The organism is Kordiimonas sp. SCSIO 12610, from assembly GCF_024398015.1.
Lineage (GTDB): Bacteria > Pseudomonadota > Alphaproteobacteria > Sphingomonadales > Kordiimonadaceae > CANLMI01.
Genome location: NZ_CP073747.1, coordinates 2,968,536 through 2,992,523 on the forward strand (window position 1 = coordinate 2,968,536; position 23,988 = coordinate 2,992,523).

Annotated in this window: 18 protein-coding genes and 1 pseudogene; 6 read left to right on the plus strand and 13 right to left on the minus strand. The window is 46.0% G+C overall.

Annotation, left to right across the window (positions count from 1 at the left end; translation table 11 throughout):
• Positions 1-36: 36 nt before the first annotated feature.
• The 5 genes and pseudogenes from KFF44_RS13650 to cdd all read right to left on the minus strand — a co-directional run.
• Positions 37-3,387: a TonB-dependent receptor gene (locus KFF44_RS13650; RefSeq protein WP_255935118.1), complete on the minus strand. Its 3,351-nt coding sequence runs from the start codon at positions 3,385-3,387 to the stop codon at positions 37-39.
• Positions 3,388-3,650: 263 nt separating this feature from the next.
• Complete coding sequence (locus KFF44_RS13655) at positions 3,651-4,733, minus strand: alkaline phosphatase D family protein (RefSeq protein WP_255935121.1); 1,083 nt, start codon at positions 4,731-4,733, stop codon at positions 3,651-3,653.
• Between the two features lie 12 nt (positions 4,734-4,745).
• Positions 4,746-5,969, minus strand: coding sequence for a phosphopentomutase (locus KFF44_RS13660; RefSeq protein WP_255935123.1), 1,224 nt, complete (start codon positions 5,967-5,969; stop codon positions 4,746-4,748).
• A gap of 5 nt (positions 5,970-5,974) precedes the next feature.
• Positions 5,975-7,321: a thymidine phosphorylase gene (gene deoA / locus KFF44_RS13665; RefSeq protein ID WP_370691169.1), complete on the minus strand. Its 1,347-nt coding sequence runs from the start codon at positions 7,319-7,321 to the stop codon at positions 5,975-5,977.
• A 14-nt stretch (positions 7,322-7,335) separates the two neighbouring features.
• Positions 7,336-7,755, minus strand: a pseudogene (gene cdd, locus KFF44_RS13670) (cytidine deaminase); the annotation flags it as partial.
• Between the two features lie 205 nt (positions 7,756-7,960).
• Between cdd and upp the strand changes: the two are divergent.
• The 3 genes from upp to KFF44_RS13685 are packed head-to-tail and all read left to right on the plus strand — an operon-like array spanning position 7,961 to position 10,009.
• Positions 7,961-8,599: a uracil phosphoribosyltransferase gene (gene upp / locus KFF44_RS13675; protein ID WP_255935129.1), complete on the plus strand. Its 639-nt coding sequence runs from the start codon at positions 7,961-7,963 to the stop codon at positions 8,597-8,599.
• 5 nt (positions 8,600-8,604) lie between these two features.
• The gene (locus KFF44_RS13680; protein ID WP_255935131.1) at positions 8,605-9,162 is read left to right on the plus strand and encodes a phosphoribosyltransferase; all 558 of its coding nucleotides are present in this window, start codon (positions 8,605-8,607) and stop codon (positions 9,160-9,162) included.
• 28 nt (positions 9,163-9,190) lie between these two features.
• Positions 9,191-10,009: a purine-nucleoside phosphorylase gene (locus tag KFF44_RS13685; RefSeq protein ID WP_255935133.1), complete on the plus strand. Its 819-nt coding sequence runs from the start codon at positions 9,191-9,193 to the stop codon at positions 10,007-10,009.
• 74 nt (positions 10,010-10,083) lie between these two features.
• Here KFF44_RS13685 and KFF44_RS13690 read toward each other — a convergent pair whose 3' ends face one another.
• From KFF44_RS13690 to KFF44_RS13715, 6 genes are all read right to left on the minus strand, one after another.
• On the minus strand, positions 10,084-12,492 hold the full coding sequence (locus tag KFF44_RS13690; protein ID WP_255935136.1) for an aldehyde dehydrogenase family protein: 2,409 nt from the start codon (positions 12,490-12,492) through the stop codon (positions 10,084-10,086).
• Positions 12,493-12,504: 12 nt separating this feature from the next.
• Positions 12,505-13,491 (minus strand): deoxyribose-phosphate aldolase, encoded by a 987-nt coding sequence (deoC, locus tag KFF44_RS13695; protein ID WP_255935139.1) that lies wholly within the window; start codon positions 13,489-13,491, stop codon positions 12,505-12,507.
• 91 nt (positions 13,492-13,582) lie between these two features.
• Positions 13,583-15,202, minus strand: a complete 1,620-nt coding sequence (locus KFF44_RS13700; RefSeq protein WP_255935158.1) for a hypothetical protein — start codon at positions 15,200-15,202, stop codon at positions 13,583-13,585.
• A 32-nt stretch (positions 15,203-15,234) separates the two neighbouring features.
• Entirely contained in the window at positions 15,235-15,423 is a 189-nt protein-coding gene (locus tag KFF44_RS13705) for a hypothetical protein (RefSeq protein ID WP_255935160.1), read from the minus strand.
• Between the two features lie 149 nt (positions 15,424-15,572).
• Complete coding sequence (locus KFF44_RS13710; protein ID WP_255935163.1) at positions 15,573-18,194, minus strand: M14 family zinc carboxypeptidase; 2,622 nt, start codon at positions 18,192-18,194, stop codon at positions 15,573-15,575.
• 36 nt (positions 18,195-18,230) lie between these two features.
• Positions 18,231-19,466, minus strand: a complete 1,236-nt coding sequence (locus KFF44_RS13715; RefSeq protein WP_255935165.1) for a threonine synthase — start codon at positions 19,464-19,466, stop codon at positions 18,231-18,233.
• Between the two features lie 135 nt (positions 19,467-19,601).
• On the opposite strand from KFF44_RS13715, the gene KFF44_RS13720 reads away from it, so the two are divergent.
• From KFF44_RS13720 to KFF44_RS13730, 3 genes are read left to right on the plus strand one after another with little or no spacing between them, the layout of a single operon-like run.
• Entirely contained in the window at positions 19,602-19,877 is a 276-nt protein-coding gene (locus tag KFF44_RS13720; RefSeq protein ID WP_255935167.1) for an HNH endonuclease, read from the plus strand.
• A gap of 20 nt (positions 19,878-19,897) precedes the next feature.
• Complete coding sequence (locus KFF44_RS13725; RefSeq protein WP_255935170.1) at positions 19,898-20,842, plus strand: alpha/beta fold hydrolase; 945 nt, start codon at positions 19,898-19,900, stop codon at positions 20,840-20,842.
• A gap of 28 nt (positions 20,843-20,870) precedes the next feature.
• Positions 20,871-22,094: an MFS transporter gene (locus tag KFF44_RS13730; RefSeq protein WP_255935173.1), complete on the plus strand. Its 1,224-nt coding sequence runs from the start codon at positions 20,871-20,873 to the stop codon at positions 22,092-22,094.
• A gap of 13 nt (positions 22,095-22,107) precedes the next feature.
• Here the strand turns inward: KFF44_RS13730 and KFF44_RS13735 are convergent, their stop codons facing one another.
• Both KFF44_RS13735 and KFF44_RS13740 read right to left on the minus strand, forming a co-directional pair.
• Positions 22,108-22,533, minus strand: a complete 426-nt coding sequence (locus KFF44_RS13735; RefSeq protein ID WP_255935175.1) for a hypothetical protein — start codon at positions 22,531-22,533, stop codon at positions 22,108-22,110.
• A gap of 65 nt (positions 22,534-22,598) precedes the next feature.
• Entirely contained in the window at positions 22,599-23,948 is a 1,350-nt protein-coding gene (locus KFF44_RS13740; protein WP_255935176.1) for a mechanosensitive ion channel family protein, read from the minus strand.
• Between the last annotated feature and the right edge of the window lie 40 nt (positions 23,949-23,988).

A 23,988-nucleotide genomic window follows, 5' to 3' on the forward strand; every position in this document is an offset into this window, starting at 1 on the left:
CCCGAGCTTTCTCTTTAATTCGTTTTAATCAGTTGGTTAGAACTTGTATTTCACACCAACCTGAATACGCCATAGTGTATCAAGGCTATCCACATCAACATCAACAGCATTTGCATTAAAGTCGTCAAATACAAACTGTCCCTGATCGTTGATAGTCGCACCAAGAACATCAACACCTTCAGCTGTGTTACTTGTGTTGATAAAGCGTTGAACACCAGCACCGCTATCGATGAAGTTCAAGAAGTTCTCAAAGTTAAGCGATAGCTCAATTTTGTGGCCGTCAAACGGTGTTGGAACTTCCTGCGTAAAGCGAAGATCGATATCTGCGTTAGTTTGCTGTGTAATTGCACCACGAGGAGCAATGCCACCTGCAAACTGAGTAAGATCATTATCTGCTAGGAACTGGAAGAAACCATCTACATCAAAACCGTCAGCAAACTGTACCAATGGATCATTTGGACCAGTTGGGATGTAAAGCAAGCTACGTGCTTCATCATCAGAGTCGCCAAATGTATCAGCAGATGTATCGTTGTCGAACACGAAGCTAAGTGGGCGACCAGTGTTTACGCGGAAGAAAACACCCGCAGTTGTTGCTAGATCTTCCCAGAACTCATTGCGGTATGTTGCAGCGAGTACAAAGTTGTGGCGGTTATTGAAGAAAGAGTCAGCAACTGGAACATTGTTAAAGTTCGAAGTTGTTACTTCTTCAAAGTTTGAACCGGCAGTTGATGAGTTACCTGCGTTACCAACATTTGCGTCAGAGAATGCATAACCGAGGCGAACATCAAGTGTTCCTGTGTCTGAAAGCAAGAACTCTTTACCGAACTGTGCAGAAATCGACAGGGCATCACCACCGCCATTTACAGCGTTTGTCAGAAGAATATTCTGACCAACATCAGCGCCAGCAAAACACTCTGGTGAAAGGTTGTTATAGCTACGTAGATCAGAACTTAGCGTAGCATTACAACCTGCCAAGAGTGGATCAATATTAGCAAAGATCGGACGACCATCAGGCGCTGTACCATTTTGAGCAATACTCAAATCGATAAAGTCAACAGCGTTACGGTTACGGCTATAGATAGCATCAATCTGGATGTTCCAGTCGTTGAAGAAATCAATACCTGTATCCTGAGTGTAGTGCGTTAAGCCAATATTGAAGCGATCAACACTTGGAGGTGTGAAGTTTGGATCAGTCGCAGCAACGTCTGAGTCAAAAGCACCAGTTCTTAGTTGTTGCTCAGCAGCCAAACAAGCAGGAAGACCCTGGAATTGACCATTGACAATAGTGCTCGCAAGATCAGCATCTGTACAAACATCGTTTGAACCAAAGCTATCACCAGCATCACCAAGGCCAATTGTACCACCAAAGTTCTGGAATGCGTTAGAGAACCATACTGTTGGATCACCACCAGCAAAACGTCCCCAACCAGCTGTCAATGTTGTTTCACCAAAGTTATCCGGCAATTCCCAAGTCACACCGAGGCGCGGCTGGAAAATTTCAAAGCCGTCGAGGCCTTGGTTATTAGCAAAGCCATAACGCTCTTGGAAAACAGGGTTAAGATTTGGCGCATCATCAGATGTGTAGAAATCGTAACGAAGACCTGCAACAACTTGTAGGCTGTCAGTTACTTGCCATTCATCTTGGATGTAGAGTGAGTGAATATTACGTGTAAACGCAGCGGCTGCGTCGTTAATATCACCAGAGAATGAACCGTTTTGACGGATTGCACGGATATTACCAGCTTCAAGATCGTCAACGCTATTGAAGAACAGAGTACCTGTTGCGTTGATAACAAAAAGGTTGAATACGTCTAGGCTATCAAGCTCATAACCGGCAGTAATCTGGTGGTTACCAGAATTGTATGTACCCGCGATCTTAATCTGATCGACAGTTGTATCAAGTTGGTTTGCACTTCGGAAAATACCTGGGCCAGAAGCAAAGTCTTGACCAAAGAATTCGTTAGCAAATGGCAATCCAATAGCAACACGTGGAATTGGGTTGTCGCTCTGCTGCTCACCACCACCAATTGGGTTTTGGATATCTTCAACTTCGATACGTGAAGCACGGATCTCAGTAGAGAAATTGTCTGTCCAGTCAGAGAAAAGCGCTACGCGGTATGCGTTTGAATTTGAACCAACATTTTGGAAGTTATCAGAGAATGTGAACTCACCACGGCCACCGCCAATTGCGTCGCCAAAAGTTGATAGCTCTTCAAGTCTTGTGTAAGTCGCTTCCAAACGATGCCCATCAGCAACGTTCCAATCAACACGGCCAAAGAAACGACGGCTTGTTGCAGGAAGAGTTGTTACCTGTTCACCAACATCGCGGCCAAAAATATTCTGAATAGCGGCAGCAGCTCGGTTTGCTTCATCCAATGAGATCGATGTAATCTGGTTAGCAAATCCAGCGCCAATACCTTCGTCTTGAATTCCGCCAGCATCAGTTTCTTCGTATGAACCATAGAAGAAAAGCTTGTCTTCAATAATCGGACCGCCAAGTTCAGCGCCCCAGTTATAGTTATCGAAATCAGCTTCGATCGGTCCAGGAACCGCTGGATCATCAATAGTTGAACCAGTAAGGCCATCACCTGTGTAAAGGAAGAATGCAGACCCGTGGAATTCATTACTACCAGACTTGGTTGTTACGTTGATCGCACAACCTGTAAACTGACCGTACTGAACATCAACCGGTGAAAATTCAACAGCAGCAGCCGCGATCGTATCAAACGGGATCGGGAATGTGTTACGTGCTGAGTTACCAGAAGCATTCAAACCAAATGCGTCACCAGAGCGTACGCCGTCAATTGTGAATGCGTTACCACGAGAGTTACCGCCGAGACAGTTCGCTTGGAAACCTTGACCGCCACCACTTCGTGCAATGTTCACACGTGGGTCGAGACGAATAACGTCACGGATTTGACGGCTAACAGAAGGCAAAGTCTCAATATCTGTAAGATTGAAAGAAGAGCTTGGGCCAATGGCAACATTTGTCACGATAGAAGCAGAAGCTGTTACCGTAATCTCTTCAATATCAGAGTTTGCAGATTGAAGGTTTACATCGATATCAGCACCACCGGAAAGGCTTAGTGAAATACCAGTGATTACTTGACCTTGGTATTGTGAAGATGACACGCGAACCGTGTATGGCCCACCTACTGCAAGACCACGTGCACTGAACAAACCGTTGTTGTTTGTTGTAACACTGGTGCTCGCGCCCGTGCGTGTGTCTGTAATAGTTACCGCTGCACCAGCAACTACAGATCCATCAGGTGCAAATACTGTACCTTGGATCGTCGATGTAATTTGTTGCGCAATTACAGGTGTATTCACAGCGAGCGCTGCAAGCGCTACACTACCCCATAATGCTGCTTTAGTTTGGCTTTTCATTCCCTAAGCTCCATATCAATGGTTATGATGTTTGTTTGCATCATGACATCGACGCCTACGTCGATATTAAAAACTCTTTACATATTAAAACTAAAAAGCATGCTGACCTCTTCCTGACCAAACGGTCAATCGAAGGCAAAAAAAGACCGGCTTCTTTCGTCGCCATCTCTTTTATTGACGCTCCTTTTCAGTTTTATGACAGATTCGTCAACAAACTTAGGGGCTTTCTTAACGGTTCTTGAACAACTGTTGCTATTCGGTAACTATTTTATCGATATGGACACGTTTTGTACCACTTGGCCTGTATTATTCTTCAGATTCAGTGAAACTTGACCAGTGTTCCAGTCGACTAAAATCAAGCCATAATTCTCTGGACCGTATAAATCGCCTAACTGATTCGGGCCCGTTTCATCGACCTTACCTGAATTGAAGGATAAATTTAAAGAACTCGATGTAATTTCCGTTAATTTCGACTTGAACACATCTGATTTTTGATAAAATCCACCAACATGCCTATCACCAGAGAGAATTACTGTATTGCTCGCCCCGGTGTCCTGTAACAATTTGTATAGACGCTCACGCTCTTTAGGCATGGTACGCCATGCTTCCCATCCATGGCCATCTGCAAGAACCTGTATAGAAGACACCAACAATCTCAAATCTGCTGGCTTCTCAAGCTCCTCAGCGAGCCATTTCCACTGAGCATCGCCAAGCATATCCTGATCAGGATCCTGGCTCGGTAAATAACGCTCTTTGCCTTTAGCTCCCCGCTCGTCAGTGACTGTTAAAGCGCTTCTATACCAACGCGTATCAAGCATAATGATTTGGATACGTTTCCCATCCTCACCAAAATACGCAGAATGATATACACCGTCACGGTCAGCAATCGACGAATCTTGCGGTAAACCAAAGGTTTCGAGCATTAATTCCTTGGCATCCGTCTTCAGATCAAATTCTATACCAGCGTCATTTTTGCCAAAATCATGGTCGTCCCATGTTACAAGCATGGGAAACTTCGACTGGAAATCTGTAAATTCTGGGTGTTGTTGTAGTGTACGGTATGAGTATTCCAGTTCTGCGCGACTAAAATCATTAACCCATTCACCTCGGTTTTTATCGGCATACACATTATCGCCAATAAAAAGGAAAAGCTCAGGGTTATCCGCAGCAATTTGTTTCCAGATTGGCTGTGCAATTTCTTCGTCAGCGCAGGAACCAAATGCAATCCTGGTCAAATTCTGTGAAGCATCTGGTAGTTTTGCAATTTTAGGTGCGTCAGCGAGGAGCGCCTCATGACTAAAAACCACACTAGACATCAAGTAAACTGGAATAATAAACCGTTTCATATTACCACCTTTCTATGTGGTTAGTGCACAAACACCCTCTTCGAGTGGTGCAATATTCAAATGACTAGCGACCGTTTGTCCAATATCGGCAAAACTGTCTCGCACACCAATATTACGCGCAGCAATATTTCGTCCAAACGCAACAAAAGGGACATGCTCTCGTGTGTGGTCTGTCCCTGGCCATGTTGGGTCACACCCATGATCCGCCGTCAGGATCACCATATCATCATCTTGTAATAGCGCCATTAATTCAGGAAGTCTGCTATCAAAATATTCAAGTGCCGCTGCATACCCGCCTACATTTCGGCGATGTCCAAAATTTTGATCAAAATCTACAAAATTTGTAAAAATTAACGATCCATCCGGTGCTGCTTTCGCCTCACTAAGTGTTGCGTCAAACAAAGCGGCGTTTCCAGTCGCTTTAATTTTTCGCGTCAGTCCTTGATGGGCGAATATATCGGCAATCTTTCCAATAGAAATTACCTCGCGGCCATTTGCAGCAAGTTTATCAAGTAATGTTGGCGATGGTGGCGGTGTCGCATAATCTCTGCGATTTCCCGTACGCTCGAATGTACCCTTTTCACCAATAAACGGGCGCGCAATGACACGACCAATTTCATATTCATCAACCAACTCACGGGCAACTTCACAAACGCTATATAGGCGGTCCAAACCAAAATGCTCTTCATGTGCAGCAATTTGAAATACACTATCGGCTGATGTGTAAACAATCGGCATACCAGTACGAATGTGCTCTTCGCCCAATTCCTCTAAAACAACTGTACCTGAAGCATGTTTATTCCCAATAACACCGGGAAGTTTACATCGTTCTACAAGCGCATTCGTTAACGCTTCTGGAAAACTAGGATATTCAGGTGGGAAATACCCCCAGTCAAATCTGACCGGAACACCAGCCATTTCCCAATGACCCGAGGGCGTATCCTTCCCATAGGACTGTTCCGCGCAAGCCCCGAACATGCCAGTCACCTCACCATCAAATCCAAGTTTTGCTGGTTCGTTTCCAGTTACGTTCTGATAGGCTTTGCCTAAACCTAGCTTTATCATGTTAGGTATCGCCAATGGCCCGGGCGTTGGGCGATCATCATTTACGTTCCCATTAGCGCACCATTCAGCAATATGGCCAAGCGTGTTCGCCCCAACATCGCCAAACTTATCAGCGTCAGTAGTTTCACCAATACCAAAACTATCGAGCACTAAAATGAACGATCTAGCCATTGTACCTATCCTTCAATCACATTCGTAACAACCGGGGACATATTGGGTTGCCCCTCAGACACAACAAATGCACCCTTTAATGTTTCTTCGGCAATATCTGCATCCGCTTCATTCTTCGCATAAACCATAGCGATTGGTTTATCCCGGTCTACTCGATCACCGATTTGAGCAATCTCTGTAATACCGACAGAGTGATCAATAGCATGGCCAGGGTTTACTCTTCCACCACCAAGGGCCACAACTGCTACACCAATAGCCCTCGTATCCATAGCAGAGACAAAACCAGTATCCTTCACATAGACCGCGCGCTCGACTGGCGCAATATCAAGATACTTGGTTGGATTTTCTATGAAATCAATCGGGCCCTTTTGAGCGGCTACCATCTTTGCAAATATTTCAAGGGCTCGCCCGTTTTCAAGAGCAGCTTTTGCATGAGACCTCGCCTCTGACGGCGTTGAATATATTTTCCCAAGCGACGCCATATGAGCAGCCAGACCAAGTGTCACATCAACAAGCCGCTGGTCTGCAGAACCAGGATTACGCAGGAATTCGACAGTCTCAATCAGCTCTACAGCGTTACCAGCTGTTCGCCCTAAAACCTGATTCATATCGGTGAGGAGTGCTGTTGTAGGCACGCCGGCCGCGTTTGCCACTCTTACTATATTCTCAGCAAGTATTTGGGCTTTCGGTGCGCTATCCATAAAAGCACCGTTCCCAAACTTCACATCCATAACCAAGGCATTAAGGCCTGCTGCCAGTTTCTTGGACAGAATAGATGCGGTAATCAGAGGAACTGACTCCACTGTTGCTGTAACGTCCCGAACACCATAAAATCTTTTGTCAGCAGGGGCCAAGTTTGCTGTTTGCCCAATAATTGAACAGCCAATTTCCTTCGTGATACCTGCAAATACCTCTACATCTGGAAAAGCATCGTAACCCGGTATAGACTCTAGCTTATCTAGTGTACCGCCAGTATGCCCAAGCCCACGACCAGAAATCATAGGGACATACCCGCCAATCGCTGCAACGATCGGAGCAAGCATAAGGCTAACTTTATCACCAACGCCGCCTGTAGAATGCTTATCAACGATTGGAGCATCTTTGTCGAAACCATAGTCGCCCCAATTAATAACAGTCCCGGAATCGCGCATCGAAAGCGTAAGCGCAGCCCCCTCTTCCGGTGTCATTCCATTGAAAAACACTGCCATCGCTAACGCTGATATTTGTGCGTCAGTAACGCTAGCATCTGTAATACCAGCAACAAAGTCTGCAATCTGAGCGTCAGTCAAAGTGGCGCCATCGCGTTTTTGCCGAATGATTTCCTGTGGTAAAAAACTACCCTTATTATCCATCATAATTCTCGTTTTTATTTTTCTAGATTTTCTGGCCCAAAGGAGTAAGGCAACAATTCATCTAAAGTAGTCTCAAGCAAGACAGTATTTTCATTATCACAAACATATATTGCCGTTTTTGCATCGCTGAATTCACGAATTCGCTGCCGACATCCACCACAAGGTGAACATAAGTGTTTTCCTGGCCCACTAATAACAATAGCCTCAATCTTGGATGAATGCTCAGCCAAGATCATATTTCCAATCGCCAGAGCTTCTGCGCACATCCCAAGAGGATAGGCCGCGTTTTCAACATTACAGCCAGTATATATTTTACCATTTGATGATAAGACTGCAGCACCAACAGGATGATCTGAATACGGCGCATGCGCGGATTGGCGTGCAACACTGGCAGCAGAAATTAATTTATCAATCTCAGACATATCACTCTCAAATGTAAGTTTTCTTTTATAACGCTTCTTTTATTATCGACACAGCGTATAGATATCACGTAAAAAACCAGAGAGATAGAATTTGGTCAATCATTTTTGACCAATCAGTCAAGATTCATTCGACAATTAAATTAGAATTGCATATGAAGATTTACAAAAATACTCATTTAACAGAAATCAAGACTGGTATTTTGAAGGGCAATTTTCAATGACATCAAATGTTACCATCGTCGATCATCCTCTTGTGCAACATAAGTTAACACTTATGCGCAGACGCGAGGCAAGCACCGCAGAATTCAGAAAATTATTACGCGAAATCGGCTTATTCCTAGGATACGAGGCCCTTCGGGACCTCCAGTTAGGCAAGATAAATATCGAAACACCCGTATGCGCAACAGAGGCGCCTGTTCTGGCTGGGAAGAAATTAACATTCATTTCTGTTCTACGTGCTGGCGATGGCCTTCTTGGACCGATGTTGGATCTGGTTCCATCAGCACGTGTTGGCCAGATCGGCCTTGCCAGAGATGAGAAAACGCTGCAACCAACCAAATATTTCTTCAAAGTTCCAAAAGGTTTGGCAGAACGAACCACTGTTGTTCTGGACCCAATGCTGGCAACTGGGAATTCGGCTGTTCGTGCAATCGAAGAGATTAAAGCGGTTGGCGCAAAAGATATTCGCTTCGTCTGCTTACTTGCAGCGCCCGAAGGAATTGAGACATTTACAAAAGCACATCCTGATGTTCCTGTGGTGACAGCGTCAATTGACGAAAAACTTAACGAGAAAAGTTATATTGTTCCCGGACTCGGCGATGCTGGTGATCGTTTGTTCGGAACTAAAGGGGTTTAAGGTTTATGAGTGTTCAAAAACATTATGTAACAGCACAGGAATTACTGGACGATTCCTTTCAGCTTGGCATTCAAATTCTTAAAAGTGGTTTTCTTCCGAAGTTTATCGTTGGCGTATGGCGCGGAGGCACCCCAACAGGTATAGCCGTTCAGGAGATACTGGATTATTACAAGGTTCAAACCGACCACATTGCTATTCGCACTTCCAGTTACATCGGTATGCAGCAACAGAAAGAGGTAAAAGTTCACGGCATGGAATATATCGTGAACAACATCAATGCAGAAGATAGCCTTCTGATTGTTGACGATGTATTTGATTCTGGTCGTTCAATCGACGCTATTATTGCGCATTTGAAAGAAAAGTGCCGTAGAAACACACCGGAAGTTATCAAGATTGCTACCGTTTTCTACAAGCCGGAACGCAACGTTACCAAGCTTGTGCCTGATTTCTATTGCCACGAAACAGATGACTGGCTCGTATTTCCGCATGAGCTAACGGATATGAGCGTAGAAGAAATCAAAGAACACAAAGGGCTAGAGCTACCAGAAATCGACCTCGGTTAACTGGTTTACCTGATACAAGGACAAAACTATGTCATATGAAAATATTCAAGCATGCGCAGAATTTGTACGCGGCAAAGTGAACGGTGATATCCCAAAAACCGCGATGATTCTCGGAAGTGGGCTCAATAGCCTCGCTGATTCAATAGAAGACGCAGTGGTATTCCCTTTCAATGAGCTCCCTCATTTCCCTGTTACAACTGTGCAAGGGCATGCTGGTCGAATGCTGATCGGAAAATTGGAAGGCGTACCTGTTATTTGCATGCAAGGCCGTGTTCATGGCTATGAAGGGCATAGCGGTGAGAAATTGGCTTTCGCTACACGCGTCTTGTGGGCTCTCGGCGTTGAAACTCTCGTCGTTACAAATGCAGCAGGCAGCCTTGATACAGAAGCGGCTCCTGGTAGTTTGATGGCAATCACTGACCATATCAATCTATCAGGGATTAACCCGCTTACCGGTATTAACGATGACCGTATTGGTGTTCGCTTTCCCGATATGGGGAACGCATGGGACGCTGAATTAACACAAAAGCTACACAAGGCCGCTGATGGTCTTGATTTCCCATTATTCAGCGGGGTCTATATCATGGTTAAAGGGCCAAACTTTGAAACACCGGCTGAAATTCGCGCCTTTAGAACAATGGGTGCAAACGCGGTTGGCATGTCAACCGTTCCGGAATGTCTGGCTGCCCGCCACTGCGGCATGAAAGTTGTTGGCATCAGCTCAATCACCAATTATGCCGCTGGAATGGTGGAAGGTGAGCTCACTCATGATGAGACAATGGAATATGGTGCAAAGGCGGCGGTTAATCTTGAAAAATTACTGCGTAAATTTGTGCAGGATATTTAATCCGTTACATTTACTCCATGACCCAAAAAGCCGACGAGAGTTTCGTCGGCTTTTTTTATAAGTAAGGTTACACCCTAGTAACTTCCGCTTTTTGTATTCTGGTCACCATATGGTACCCAGATATTTTTAACCTCGATTGCTTTTTCAAGGATAAAGCGGCTTGCCAGTGTTTTGGTATCGAACCAATCGTAGGCCTTGCCATAACTAACCCACGTGCGCTTCATGTTTTCAGCGGCATGTGTTTCAACCATTGCAGCACCCTTCTGGTCGCCAAAATACCACAAACCATCTATACCCAAGTGCTTCGCAAGCGGCGCAGCAAGAGCATCACGGCCACCAGTCACAATATTCACAACACCCGCAGGCAAATCAGATGTTTCCAGTATTTGATAGAAATCCGTTGCAAATGATGGATACCGTTCGCTCGGAATAATAATCGTACTGTTCCCCATGGCAATTGCATGGCTCATTAACGTTACAAACCCAAGAAGTGGCGCTTCGTCCGGGCAAGCAATTCCCATCACGCCTAGCGGTTCATTCATTGCAATTGCAACGCCGCGCATTGGCGGCTCATGCACGCGCCCTTCAAATTTGTCTGCGTATGCAGCCGCACTGAACAGACGCTGGATAGAAAGTTCTACTTCTTCGTTCGCCCGTTTCGCAGACACGCCTGTCAGGCTTTGAAGTTTGTTTGAAAACTCCTCGAACCGATAGCCGAGGTTTTCTGCGATATAATATAAAATCTGAGCCTTTAAATGCGATGTTGTCGCTGCCCAACCACCAGCAGCCGTAGCCGCCTCAACAGCGTTTCTTATATCTTTATAATTACCCTCAGCAACAAGGCCTGCATATTTGCCCTTATGATCCCATATTTCCCGAGAGTCACCACCGTCTGGGCGTGCTTGCTTGCCGCCCATATAATGCTTTGCAGTTTGGTCCACACCAGGCATGCCACCAGTATTTTTGGGCATAGTCAATTGCTCAGGCATTTGTATAGGCGTAGCATTCTTCAATTTTGCTTCAAACTTAGGTTTCAGGTATGCGAGCATACCCTCATGACCGCCCTCGCGTCCAAATCCTGATTCGCGGTAACCACCAAAGCCAACGGCTGCATCAAACATATTGGCGCCATTAACCCATACTACACCCGCCTTAAGCGCAGGAGCAACTTCAAGCGCCCGTGAAACGCTCTCGGACCAAACGCTGGCTGCAAGCCCGTAGCGGGAGTTATTTGCGAGCGAAACTGCTTCCTGCTGTGTGCGGAAAGTGATTGTCGTCAAAACAGGGCCAAAAATTTCTTCCCGCAGAAGCGTATTTTCCATTCCGACATCTGTCACCAGTGTCGGAGCCATAAACACGCCCTCACCCGGTAACTGGCATGGTGCCTGCCAGACACTTGCGCCTTCTTCAACACCAGTTTTTATAAGGCCCTCAATGCGTTCCTTTTGAACCTTATCGATCAAGGCACCTACATCAATACATTTATCAAGGCTATCACCTACACGAAGCTGAGACATACGCGCCTTGAGTTTCTCAATGAAACGGTCGGCGATGCCCTCTTGAATCAAAAGACGAGAACCAGCGCAGCAAACCTGCCCTTGGTTAAACCAGATGGCATCCACAAGACCTTCAATTGCACCATCGATATCAGCATCTTCGAAGACAATATAAGGCCCTTTACCGCCTAACTCCAATGTCAGTTTCTTACCCGTTCCCGCAACCGAACGACGAATTAATTTACCCACGTCAGTTGATCCGGTGAAAGCAACCTTATCCACATCGCCGTCAACAACCATCGCGCCAACATCACCATCACCGGTTACAATATTCAGAACGCCTTTTGGAAGGCCCGCTTCTTCACACAATTCAGCAAACTTGATAGAGGTTAAGCTTGTGAACTCAGCTGGCTTGAGAACAACAGTGTTACCTGCCGCGAGCGCTGGCGCAACTTTCCAAGCAAGCATCAAAAGCGGGAAATTCCAAGGAATAACCTGACCTGCTACGCCGAGCGCTTCATAGTCAGCATATTCGTCATCAATCAACTGCGCCCATCCTGCGTGATGGTAGAAATGGCGCGCCACAAGTGGAATATCGAGATCACGGCTTTCGCGGATAGGTTTGCCGTTATCAAGCGATTCCAGAACCGCCAAGATACGGGAATGCTTTTGAACCAACCGCGCTAATGCATATAAATAACGCGCACGACCATGCCCACCAAGGGCGCCCCACTTTGCCTGGGCTTTGCGCGCTGAAGCAATCGCAAGATCAACATTTTCTTGGCTAGCAACTGTAATATCTGTCAGCTTTTCGCCTGTAGACGGTGCGTACGATGCTATTTTGGCAGCACCCTCAGGCTTGATCCATTCACCGTTAATATAAAGACCCAACTGCCCACCATGTGAAGACAGCCATTCATCGGCTTTTGCCCTGCTTTCAGGGGCTGGTGCATAATCCATGCTTGCAAACTTTTCTGCTACACTCATTGTCCTGTTCCCCTAACCTATTGGATGCCTGTATGATGCTGAATATCCACCAATAGCATGATATTCGAGCTGCCGTTCGATGTCACCGAGAAGCCCTGATGCACCAAACCTAAACAATTCAGGCTCCAACCACGCGCGGCCTAATTCTTCTTTCATAAGTACAAGGTACGTCACAGCATCTTTTGCTTTTCGAATGCCACCCGCCGGCTTGTAGCCAACCTTAATACCTGTGCGTTCGTAAAAATCACGAATCTGCCGGACCATAACTAATGAAACCGGTAAGGTCGCGTTGACGCCTTCCATACCCGTGGACGTTTTGATGAAATCCGCACCGGCCATCATGGCTGTCATTGAGGCCTTGGCAACTTGTGTCAGGTTACCGTGCTCACCTGTTGCCAAAATAGCTTTCATGTGTGCACTGCCGCATGCTTCCTTAAAAGCTTTCACTTCTTCATAAAGCGCATGCCAATTGCCAGTCAGCACATGCGAACGCGTAATCACGATATCAATTTCTCTGGCACCAGCCGCTACAGATTTCCTGATCTCTTCTATGCGGGTTTCAATCGGCGCCAGTCCTGCTGGAAAGCCTGTTGAAACCGCAGCGACGGGAACGCCCGTCCCTTCAAGGGCTTTAACAGCGGTTTCAACCATTTCATGATAAACACAAACGGCACCTGTTGTTAGCCCAAGGCTCTCCATCTCAAAGGATTTTAAGATGCTTTTCTGAACCGGGTTTCGGGCTTTCGCACATAAGCGCTTAACCCGACCAACCGTGTCATCACCAGCGAGTGTTGTCAGGTCAATACAACTGATCGCTTTTAACATGAAAGCAATCTGAGAGTCTTTTTTTACAGACCTACGCGCGCCCAGCGTGCCCACGCGGCGCTCGACAGCGCTTTTGTTGATCCGAATATCATCTAACCATTCTGGATGAAATGACGTTCCCTGGTTAACACATGTCGGGGCTCGTTCAACGCCAACAGAAGTTTCTAGTGTCATAATAAACCTCAATCACATAACCGTACCTTAAGGGTATCGCTCAAGTGTTTCATTTTTGCTGGCGCTAAAAAGCCAAATCTTGACCAAATGGTCAAGTATTACCTTCAATTTTATTATCACTTTTTGTCAGCGAGAATAAAACCAGCATCAAACCAGCTATTAAATATCCAATCGCCAACCTATGAGGCAAGATTTCAGCGCCCCCAAGATCAGGAATATTCCACGGCGTATACATGCCTGACGATGGTAATACCGAATGAATGATTCCAAATTCAACGAGAATGGCAGCACTGAAGGCTGCGACAGCCGCACGGATCAATTTACGGTCAATAATCCAAACAATCATTGCACCCCAAATGAGGCTAGTTAAAATATAGCCGCGCGACATTGCCCCCAACAAAGTGTAATTATACATCCAATCAGCCGGTAACGTGCTAACAACGTCCCCAACTCTACCGTACAAGTCTGAAACCTTTGTATAGGCATAATTCAGAATACCCGGCACCGCTGCAAATAATAATGCTGGTGCATGGGCAACCGACCCGCCAGAAAATGCAAGACGCAGAATGTCCGAAGCAACGACAACCAAAATCGGTTTCAAAACGGCTTCAGGGATCATTTGGGACGCAAAGGCAATAACGCCCAGGAAACCACCAACCGCAACAAAAGCTGATACCCCAATCGCGTATCCAGTACGGGCCCCCATTCGTTTGTATGTCGTGTGCCCGAAATACGGTGTTGTTTGTACCATTCCACCAAACAAAGCGCTAATGGCTGTTGTTGCGGAATCGATACGAACAACCTTGCCCGGATCATATGTGTCACCAATAATCCGAGCACCCGCGACAACGTTTACACTGCTTGCGGCAATCAAAATCGCAAATGGAATAATAATCCCGAGATATCCTGTTACTTCACCAAACATCCCCGTAGGCCCTGCGAGGGTTGGCATCGGAAATGCTGATTGAAGGTCTGGGGCCGTCTTCAAAATATAGCCTGCGTCGGAAAATCCACTGAATGCAAGCACGTAGTAGAGGACGGTTCCTGCGACAATTGCCAGAATCGCACCCGGCAGAGCAAATGGCAGTTTGTGACCAGAAATTAATGAGAACGCCATGATAATGAGAGAAATAATTCCCACCTCAGGCAATGCAAAAATACCAAAGATTGCTTCGGCACCCAGCCATACCAACGAAATCCCCGCCATCGCACCGATAAGTGCCATTTGCGGCAATTCTTTTTGCATTCGGCTACCAAAGAAGGAAAAGATGAATTTAACAATTGCCATCCAGAATGCACTCGCCACACCCAGATGCCATGCTTTCTCAGCTGCTGCCAACTCACCCAACTCGGCGACATTCATTGCATAAACGGGCCCCACTATGAAAAACACCATTCCAAGCACTGTCGGAAGGTCGATACCAAGGGGGATACTCGTGATCGCTTCATTCCCGGTTTCTTTAGCAACCTTTTTAGCGTGCCAGATGAAAAGACCATTACCAACGACAATACCAACAATTGAACCCGGAATAATTTTACCAAACACGACCTCGCTCGGAAACTGGAAGGCCCCAATCAACAGTCCCGAAAGCACAAACAAATTCACAACACAATCGAGGAAAAACGCAAAACCCGCATTAATATCAGCTGCCAACTGCGATGTAGGTTTCGCTACCCCTGCAAGAACACTATTTTCTTGTTCCGAAGCCATATTCTTCCCTTTGCCCCTCTATATATTTGTAGTCATTTCTTTGAATTGGCAATTGCTTGCTTGAGCGCTGCATTCGCATCAATATCGCTACCGCAATCTTCACATTCCATCGGTGCCAACTCATCATTCATGTCAATCTCATCAACTGGCATTTCCGCTAGATATTCAGCGTTGCAGTTTTTACAAACCAACAAAAATTCCAACACATTATTATCGTTCATAGAAAATTCCAGCCAATAACCATTTTTACCGAAGGGTTTTAGCATCCCATTCGTATCATGGATACTTTATTCGTTTTACCTCCCTTAAATAAACGAAAAAGGCCGGAACACCCACTGCTCCGGCCTCCTTTTTTCCTTAGTTTGACGTATTATTCTGCGTGCGCATCCTCATCGGCCTCACCAGAGAGATTGGCACGGTCAAATACACCTGAGAAAAAGATTGAATTCAGGAACAATTTCTCTGCTCCTACATATGTCGCACGGAAATTAGGATCATCTGCAAACAGAATAACCGACCCCTGGCCCATACGCTCAGCGGTAAGCATTGGTGTCCCCTTCAATTCTTGAAGGCGTCGATCAGATGCATAACCAGACATCAAAGGATTATCTTGATATACAGCAACCTGTGCGTACGGATCTTTTGGCACAGGTAATTTGAAACTGGTGTTACGGTTTGTTGCAACAAGTGAGCGCGTAAAACCAAAACCCAGTGGATGCGTAATATCAAGTTCACTACCAAAGACCGCACCGCCAATCACATGACGCGCATCATCTTGCCCCTTTCCAGAGTAAGGAAGGCGTTCAACCTTTGACTTACCTACCGTTTTCTTTTCGCTAGCAGACGCGGTGCTGAGGATATTTTTGATAGCCCACTGAGCACCGTGGCGATGCGCTACCAATGTGCCGCCAGCACGTACCCAGTCCTGAACTTTCTTGGTCATGGACTTCGGTACATTAGAGCCATTACCCCCCACTAGGATAAGGTGCGTGTACTCATTAAGGTTAACTCGGCCAAGGCGTTCCTTACGAACTAATGTCAGAGGCATATGCATACGCTTATCAAAAAGGTGCCACACTTCACCCGCGTCATAAGGGGAAACGCCAGTGCCTGTAACCAATAATGGTTTTGGTGCCTTCAAGTCACGAACACTATTGCGGCCACCCAGTTCAACACCAGGATTAACCGTACGGCCGCTAATCGCTGAATGAACGGTGATTTGATTATCAAAAGCCAATTGTTCCATCATACGATGGATACTATCAAGCGACAGCGTCTGACGCTCAAGCGGTACAATGATAGCGCCGCGGTCCAGGCTAACCTGCCCCTTGGTTGTCAATAGTTCCATGGGTTCTGTGGCAACGCGGGCCAATACCCCTGCCTGCAACAGATGATTAAGAGCACGCGGTGCATAATAATCAGACCAACGGAACACATAAGCATATGGCGCTTCATCAGGAACGGAAACTTTCACAGTTTCAGGAAGGGCAATTTCACCTATTTTACCGCGAAGACTGCCTCTAACTTCTGCATAGTCAAGCCCATATGCGAGCGGCATCGTCCAACCCGATACATCATAGAACACCTTATCAGGAAATTCCGTAATCCGGTTCATCAAGCCTTTGGCCATACGATACTGCGCTTGATTTAAGGAAATGATGTAACTATCAGATCCAAAATTCTTGCCGTCAGCCTTGATCGTTCCTTTGACTTTGTTGACAATAATATGGTGCCTCTGGAGCAAATCCAGGAACATATTTACCCGAACCGGGTCCTCTGGTGCACGGAAAACATAGGCTTTAACCGGATCATCTTTTGCAAGCTCCAAAGCGCTTTCGAAAAACTCTCGCTGATAACCATGCAGTCTGGTGCGCATCGCGGCGGCACCTTCGATTGTTGTGAGTGACGTACGGAAATGAATACGAATATTATTTGCATACGTCTTTAAGCCTTGGCGACTTTCCCACGCAATACCAGCCTGAGCGCCCGCTTCAAACAGGATACCCAAGCCTCCGTTAACTTGTGGGTAGGTAGAACCTTTCCCGATGTAATAATTATCAAAGCCTTCTTCTGTAAAATACAGCTTGGCTTCACTATCAAGAAATCTTGCATGATAGTCGCCAATTTCTACCAACAATTCACGACCTTTATTCGGAATCAAAGGATATTTTCTAGTTGGGACACCCGGGTGGAAATAGTAGGTGCTTTCACGCCCCATTTCGTGAAAGTCTGCTGAAACTTCTGGCTTCCATTTATGCCAAGCTGTTAACCACGCCTGACTTTCGGGCTGGGTTTGTAATAGCCACTGGCGATTAAGATCAAACCAATAGTGGTTTGTGCGACCACCTGGCCAAGCTTCGTTGTGAATTTCATGCGCAGGGTCCGTTGCAACAACGTTTGAACCATAGCGTGAAACCCAGCTGATACGGCGGCTGTGCCCATCAGGGTTAAAGACAGCAACCATTACAATGACACTGTTTTTGAGAGTTGTTTCAATGTCTTCACCTTCAGCAGCCGCAAGATGATAAACCGTTGGAATAGCTGCTTCCATGCCGCTCGCTTCGGCGCCGTGAACACCATAATTTATCCATGTTACAACGGGCAAATCATCAGACGCTTCACCAGCGGTTTCAGGGTTAACACGCTTTAGGTGGTTTTCCCGAATTTCATCAATGTTAGCAAGATTATCAGGATGAGAAATTGTAAAGAAAAGTATTGGGCGCCTTTCATGACTATAGCCAATAGTTTCAACTTTCATTCGAGGGCTTTGTTCTGCAACCCTGCGAAGATACTCAACCATTAAATCATGACGAGCAGGCTGGTCACCAATATCGTGACCGAACACCTCGGCAGGTTTCAAAACTGATTGATCATATTTCGTGCCTTGCACCAAATAATAATCCAACTCTTCAGCGTGAAGACCGGAAAAACTAGTAAATGACAACAAAGCACCAACTGCAGCAGCTTTTAAACCCATTAATGAAAATCGCATATTATTTTCCCTTTAACCCCAAAAATCATATGATCATTATTGTTCGATCATTGCCTTATAATCGATTGGTTGATGACGGTCGAGTGTCTTAGAATTTTCCTGCATAGGATACTTAAGTCCATTACCACAATTATATAGCACAACCCTATCTGTCTTGGATACGCGCCCATCAGAGAGGGCAGCCTTATATGCCGCATATGTTGCAGCACCTTCAGGGCATACAAGAATACCTTCCCGAGTTCCGATCTCAGTGCGTGCGTCTTCGATTTTGTCATCATCTACAGCAACAGCGAAACCGTTTGATTGCCTAACAGCATCCAAAATCAAGTGATCACCAACTGCAACAGGAACCCGGATCCCTGCGGCAAAAGTATGGGCATCCTGCCATAATTCAGCGTGCTTCGCCCCTTCATCAAAGGCCTTAACAATCGGCGCACATCCCGTTGACTGCACTGCAATCATTTTCGGCCGTTTGGAGCCAATCCAACCTAGCTTTTCAAGTTCATCAAAGGCTTTCCACATACCGATCAGGCCAGTACCACCGCCGGTCGGATAGAAAATCGCATCCGGAACATCCCAACCCAGCTGCGCTGCAAGCTCCAGCCCCATGGTTTTTTTACCTTCAATTCGGTACGGCTCTTTCAATGTTGAAACATCAAACCATCCCATCGCTTCCTTACCTTCTCCAACAATCTTGCCGCAATCATTAATCAGGCCGTTAACGCGCCATACCTTACCCCCTTGAAGGGCAATTTCACGCACGTTGGCATCAGGTGTATCATCCGGGCAGAAAATATAACTCTCCATCCCTGCAAACGTTGCATAAGCCGCCATCGCTGCACCCGCATTACCGTTGGTTGGCATGGCGAGGCGTTTGATACCAAATTCTTTTGCCATTGCGACAGCAAGTGCGAGGCCCCGTGCCTTAAAACTGCCTGTAGGTAAACGCCCTTCATCCTTGATAATTATTTCACCCGAAACACCCAAGTCTTGAGCTAGGTTTGGGCAGTTCAAAAGCGGTGTGTCCACTTCGCCGAGGTGAACGACATTCTCAGTTTTTGTAACAGGTAAAAGTTCGCGCCATTTCCAAAATCCTCCGGGGCGAGACCAGACTTCATCACGGCTAACCGTATTTTTGATACCGTCTAAATCATATCGAACCAATAATGGTCGCCCGGCACGGGACAGGCCATGCACTTTCCCCGCCTCATAGTCGTCTTCACCTGTAAGACCACATTCTAAATTTGTTACAAAAGTCTGATATTGTTTCATGACGTCCCAACCCTGTTGCACGGTGCACATTGTGCATCCGCCATATTCTGACATATTGATAAATATGGAACTTCTAGTAAACTATGATCCATGCCGAGAAAAGACACATGGACGTTACCCCCACAAGAATCAGAAATGGAACAAAGATGTGCGTTGTGTGACCGTATCCTGGGCGAGAAAATTGAGATGCATCACCTAGTTCCAAAATCACAAGGTGGTAAGGAAACAGTCCCTCTTCATCCCATCTGTCACCGTAAAATACACACGACCTTCAAAGAAAAAACGCTTGCCCGTAATTTCGCCACAATTGATTGTTTGCGTAATGATCAAGAAATACAGCGTTTTATTGCGTGGTTAGAGGGTAAACCACCAGACTTCTTCAAACGAACAAGTCAAACCCAGAAACGTTAAACAAGCAGTCGGGGCAAATCATGTGGCCAGCACCAATTAGTTACCAAGAATGGAAAAATCGCGGCGATTATTACCTGTGGAATGGTCATAAGGTTTTTTACCGTGTGATAGACAAACCCGATTCTGAGGCACAAGAAAGCCTGGCACTGGAGAAAAGCTCTTCTGATAAACCCGTTTTGCTTCTCATCCATGGTTTTCCAACTGCCGGGTGGGATTGGTGCTGGGTTACGGACACTCTTTGTCAGTATTTCACGCTCATTGTCCCTGACTTGCTGGACTATGGCCTTAGTGAGAACCAGTATAAACGAACCTGCTCGATATTGGATCAAGCTGCAATGTTAGAGGCCTTGATGCGTGAACTAGGCTTTGATAAAGCGCACATATTAGCCCATGATGTTGGTGATACAGTTGCACAAGAATTGTTTGCACACCAACAAGCACGAAATTTGGATTTTCGTATTTTATCCTCGGTATTTTTAAATGGTGGCATGTTACCAGACCTTCACAGACCGCGCCCCGCCCAACTCGCACTCGCTGGCAAATTAGGCTGGCTGTGGGCACGATTGGTCAAGCGCGAAAAAATGCTGGCCGGATTCGCTGATGTCTTTGGAAGCAACACCAGACCGGAAGGTGAATTTTTAAACGAATTTTGGCCAGTCATGAAAGGTGAGAATGGCCGCTCTTCGTTTGCAAGGCGCATTCGGTATATGTTGGAACGGAAACAATATGCAGACCGATGGGTTGGTGCATTAAAGGGCACAACGGTACCCCTGATATTGATTAATGGGACTGCTGACCCGGTATCCGGCGGGCACGCCGCTGACGGATTTGAAAAAAGAATCCCCAATGCAACTGTTAAACGCTTGGACGGGATTGGCCATTACCCACAGATTGAAGCACCGGACGATGTTCTAAACCATATTCTCGCGTTCCATAACCTTGACGCATCCCCCGATAAGGCGTAACCACGGCCCTAATTGATGGGGCAGTATATTGACAAACGCAAACAATAATGATGATGAAAGCATTCAGGAAACAACTTCTTTAAATGCAGCACTTGCAGCATTTTTCCTCATTGTTACAGGAACAATACTCGCACTTGCGGGAATTGACCTGATATTGCCAACAGTTCCTGACTTCCCGGCAATATTCTCAACCTCAACTGTCAAAGCACAATATGTGCTGGCGGTTTTCGTTGCGGGCACATGTGCAGGCCTTTTTTTGTTTGCCTCAATATCCAAACATTTTGAACGAAGAACATTATTCGCAGGTTCATTACTGGCATATGCTTTATTTTCAGCGGCAGCAGCTTATGCTAGCTCGATTGATATCCTTATTATTATTCGTTTCCTACAGGGCGCTGCATCAAGTGGTGCTTCAGTGCTCGCGCCTGGCCTGATTAGAAAACTGTTTTCCACCACAGGCGCTATTCGTGCAGCGAGCGCGATGGGAAGCATCGAATCGTTAGTGCCCGCATTTGCACCCATATTGGGCGCGTGGCTATATAGCCAATATGGATGGACAAGCTCGTTCTCGCTCACCGCTATTCTAACCAGCTTGGTTGCTATCTTTGTGATCGTAAAGGCTGATATTTTTCCAAAAGGAAAGCCCAGAAGACATCACGGCTCTATAGGATATATTGGGCTACTCAAACACGGCACGTATATACGCTACTCACTTGGTCATGCCCTTATTCTCGGCGGATTACTTGTATTTGTGTTCAGTGCACCAACCGTAATCAAGAACTCAATGGGCGGCAGCATTGATGATTTCATCTTCATGCAGATCGTTGGGATCATTACATTCATATCGGTTTCCAATCTATCCGGTTGGCTAGCCGCTCATTTAAATGTGGAGAAGATCATTTGGGTCGGTTCTTTTGTGTCTGTCGCTGGATGTAGTATTTTAACAGCATACGCAATTTGGGGGCGCAATGATCCTGATGATCTTAAATACATGTTTTGGGTTCTGAATGTAGGCTTGGGCATCAGAGGCGGACCGGGTTTTGTCCGAGCCCTAATGGCCGCTGGCGAAAATGATGAAAAATCATCTGCTTTGATGATCCTCGGCATTTTCGGGGTTACATCGATAGGCACCGCAATTGTAGCACCATTTCTGGAGCATGGTTTGATTGCGAGTGCATTGGGCGCATTATTGATTACTGCGCCCACACTAATTTTGATGGCGTTACTTCCTGAATATAAAGAAGAACATTAGTTCCTTACACTTTTTATTCAGTTACCGCCTTGGTCATTGACAATCCTTTTCCATGAAGGAAAGCAAGCAAACTACCCACCATAACTCCAACAACCAAATGCATTATATCCATAGGGATACGGGCATCAGACGGGAAATCCTTGAGCGAAGTGAACCATATATTGTCACTGGCGAGCAAATACAGGCCAATCATAAATCCAAAAATTGCACCGTCTTTTATGCTGTTCGAGTTGACTGCCTTCGCAAAAAGCCAAACAACAACAACCGTTTGGGCAAAATGGTATGCTAACGTACCAACCATAATGTCTTCTTCCGGTCTCATTGCGGTACCCATCGCCGCATATTCTTCTGCGAACAGAATTTCTACACCAACCGTGTAAAGAATACCGTAGGCGATGAAGGCAATAACAACGTTTGCTATATATTTTCCAAGATTCATAACTAGTTCTCCCCTTATGAATAGTGTTTGTACTCAAAACAAACTCTATACACTCCCCAACCTTTTTATGAATTCGGCATTTCTCCTGATGGCACATCTGTTTTCAAATGTACAACACGCTGCGGATATGGAAACTCGATATCGTTATCCAAAAATTTATCCCATATCCTGATCATAACATCACTAGCAATATTTGAGACACCATCCTGCGGGTCCTGAATCCACATACGAAGTTCCAGATCCACACCATCAGCACCAAACCCTTTCAACAAGGTTTTAGGTGCAGGATTAGCCAAAATACGCTGCTCCTCTGAGGCTGCGTCAACCATCAAACTCATCGCCTTTTTGATATCGCTTTGGTATGATACCTGCACCGGAATTCTTCGACGAACCAGCTTGTGAGAGTGTGACCAATTCACTACCGGCTGCGTAATCATGTCCTCGTTCGGGATTAAAAATTCAGTGCCGTCTCTTGTTATTACGGATGTGTAACGAGCAGCCAATTTATTGATTCGCCCATAGGTTCCAGCAGTTTCAATCACATCACCCGGCTTGATTGACCGATCGATCAAAAGGATAATTCCCGATATGAAATTCCCCACAACCTTTTGAAGACCAAATCCAATACCGACACCAAGGGCACCACCAAATACGGCAAGTGCCGTCAGATCAATTCCCGTTGCATTCAAGGAAATCAGGAATGCAATGGCCAAGAGAATGATTCGGCCCGATTTAGATATAAGAACAGCGGCACTGGGCGGAAGCGAGCTAATGGCTTTTATTCGAGTCTCTATGAGTCGTGATAACGCCAAGGCCAACCACATAAAGAATACGAAACTTAAAACACCAACAATTACATCAAGGACAGAAATGTTCACTTCACCCAAAGAGAAGCGTGCGCCGTCCAATATATCGATAACAGGATCAAGTAGCCCAACAATATTGAGCGCAGCGAGTGCCCAAGCGAAAATAGCGACAACCCTTGCAAATTCACGATTTTCGATCAGGCCAACCGCTAATCTTATCACAATCCAAGCGGTTAAAAGACTAGTCGCAATTGGCAGCAGATAGATATTGGTCAGGAAAGGTTCTAGCGCAAACCTGCCGCTCCATAGGAAAAACAGTGCGATTGCACCAGAAAGAAGGGGCTGAAGAAACCGACGCCCAACGCCAGCCCAATCTATTCGATGCTGGCTAAACCCAACTGGTTTTCTATCGCTTTCTGTATCTCTGTATGTCTTGATAATACGAGTGGCGCTTTTGTGGGTCCAGCGCGTAATGATGCGTGCAAGAAAGAAGGCGATAATCAGTACAGCGATTTCAATGAGCCGCTCAGGCTCAAAGAAATTCACATTCAACCACAGCCAAATTTCATTCAGCCAAGCAATGACTTGTTTACCGACATCATCAACCATACAATTAGCCTAACCTACTCACCTGCAGGGCATCAAGCCC

What these genes read in the sequence shown, in the direction of transcription:
- KFF44_RS13710 (WP_255935163.1), bottom strand. Translation starts at nt 18,194, where the DNA reads ATGCGATTTTCATTAATGGGTTTAAAAGCTGCTGCAGTTGGTGCTTTG.
- upp (WP_255935129.1), top strand. Translation starts at nt 7,961, where the DNA reads ATGACATCAAATGTTACCATCGTCGATCATCCTCTTGTGCAACATAAG.
- KFF44_RS13650 (WP_255935118.1), bottom strand. Translation starts at nt 3,387, where the DNA reads ATGAAAAGCCAAACTAAAGCAGCATTATGGGGTAGTGTAGCGCTTGCA.
- deoA (WP_370691169.1), bottom strand. Translation starts at nt 7,321, where the DNA reads ATGGATAATAAGGGTAGTTTTTTACCACAGGAAATCATTCGGCAAAAA.
- KFF44_RS13685 (WP_255935133.1), top strand. Translation starts at nt 9,191, where the DNA reads ATGTCATATGAAAATATTCAAGCATGCGCAGAATTTGTACGCGGCAAA.
- KFF44_RS13725 (WP_255935170.1), top strand. Translation starts at nt 19,898, where the DNA reads ATGTGGCCAGCACCAATTAGTTACCAAGAATGGAAAAATCGCGGCGAT.
- KFF44_RS13735 (WP_255935175.1), bottom strand. Translation starts at nt 22,533, where the DNA reads ATGAATCTTGGAAAATATATAGCAAACGTTGTTATTGCCTTCATCGCC.
- KFF44_RS13690 (WP_255935136.1), bottom strand. Translation starts at nt 12,492, where the DNA reads ATGAGTGTAGCAGAAAAGTTTGCAAGCATGGATTATGCACCAGCCCCT.
- KFF44_RS13655 (WP_255935121.1), bottom strand. Translation starts at nt 4,733, where the DNA reads ATGAAACGGTTTATTATTCCAGTTTACTTGATGTCTAGTGTGGTTTTT.
- KFF44_RS13715 (WP_255935165.1), bottom strand. Translation starts at nt 19,466, where the DNA reads ATGAAACAATATCAGACTTTTGTAACAAATTTAGAATGTGGTCTTACA.
- KFF44_RS13720 (WP_255935167.1), top strand. Translation starts at nt 19,602, where the DNA reads ATGGAACAAAGATGTGCGTTGTGTGACCGTATCCTGGGCGAGAAAATT.
- KFF44_RS13740 (WP_255935176.1), bottom strand. Translation starts at nt 23,948, where the DNA reads ATGGTTGATGATGTCGGTAAACAAGTCATTGCTTGGCTGAATGAAATT.
- KFF44_RS13680 (WP_255935131.1), top strand. Translation starts at nt 8,605, where the DNA reads ATGAGTGTTCAAAAACATTATGTAACAGCACAGGAATTACTGGACGAT.
- KFF44_RS13700 (WP_255935158.1), bottom strand. Translation starts at nt 15,202, where the DNA reads ATGGCTTCGGAACAAGAAAATAGTGTTCTTGCAGGGGTAGCGAAACCT.
- KFF44_RS13705 (WP_255935160.1), bottom strand. Translation starts at nt 15,423, where the DNA reads ATGAACGATAATAATGTGTTGGAATTTTTGTTGGTTTGTAAAAACTGC.
- KFF44_RS13660 (WP_255935123.1), bottom strand. Translation starts at nt 5,969, where the DNA reads ATGGCTAGATCGTTCATTTTAGTGCTCGATAGTTTTGGTATTGGTGAA.
- deoC (WP_255935139.1), bottom strand. Translation starts at nt 13,491, where the DNA reads ATGACACTAGAAACTTCTGTTGGCGTTGAACGAGCCCCGACATGTGTT.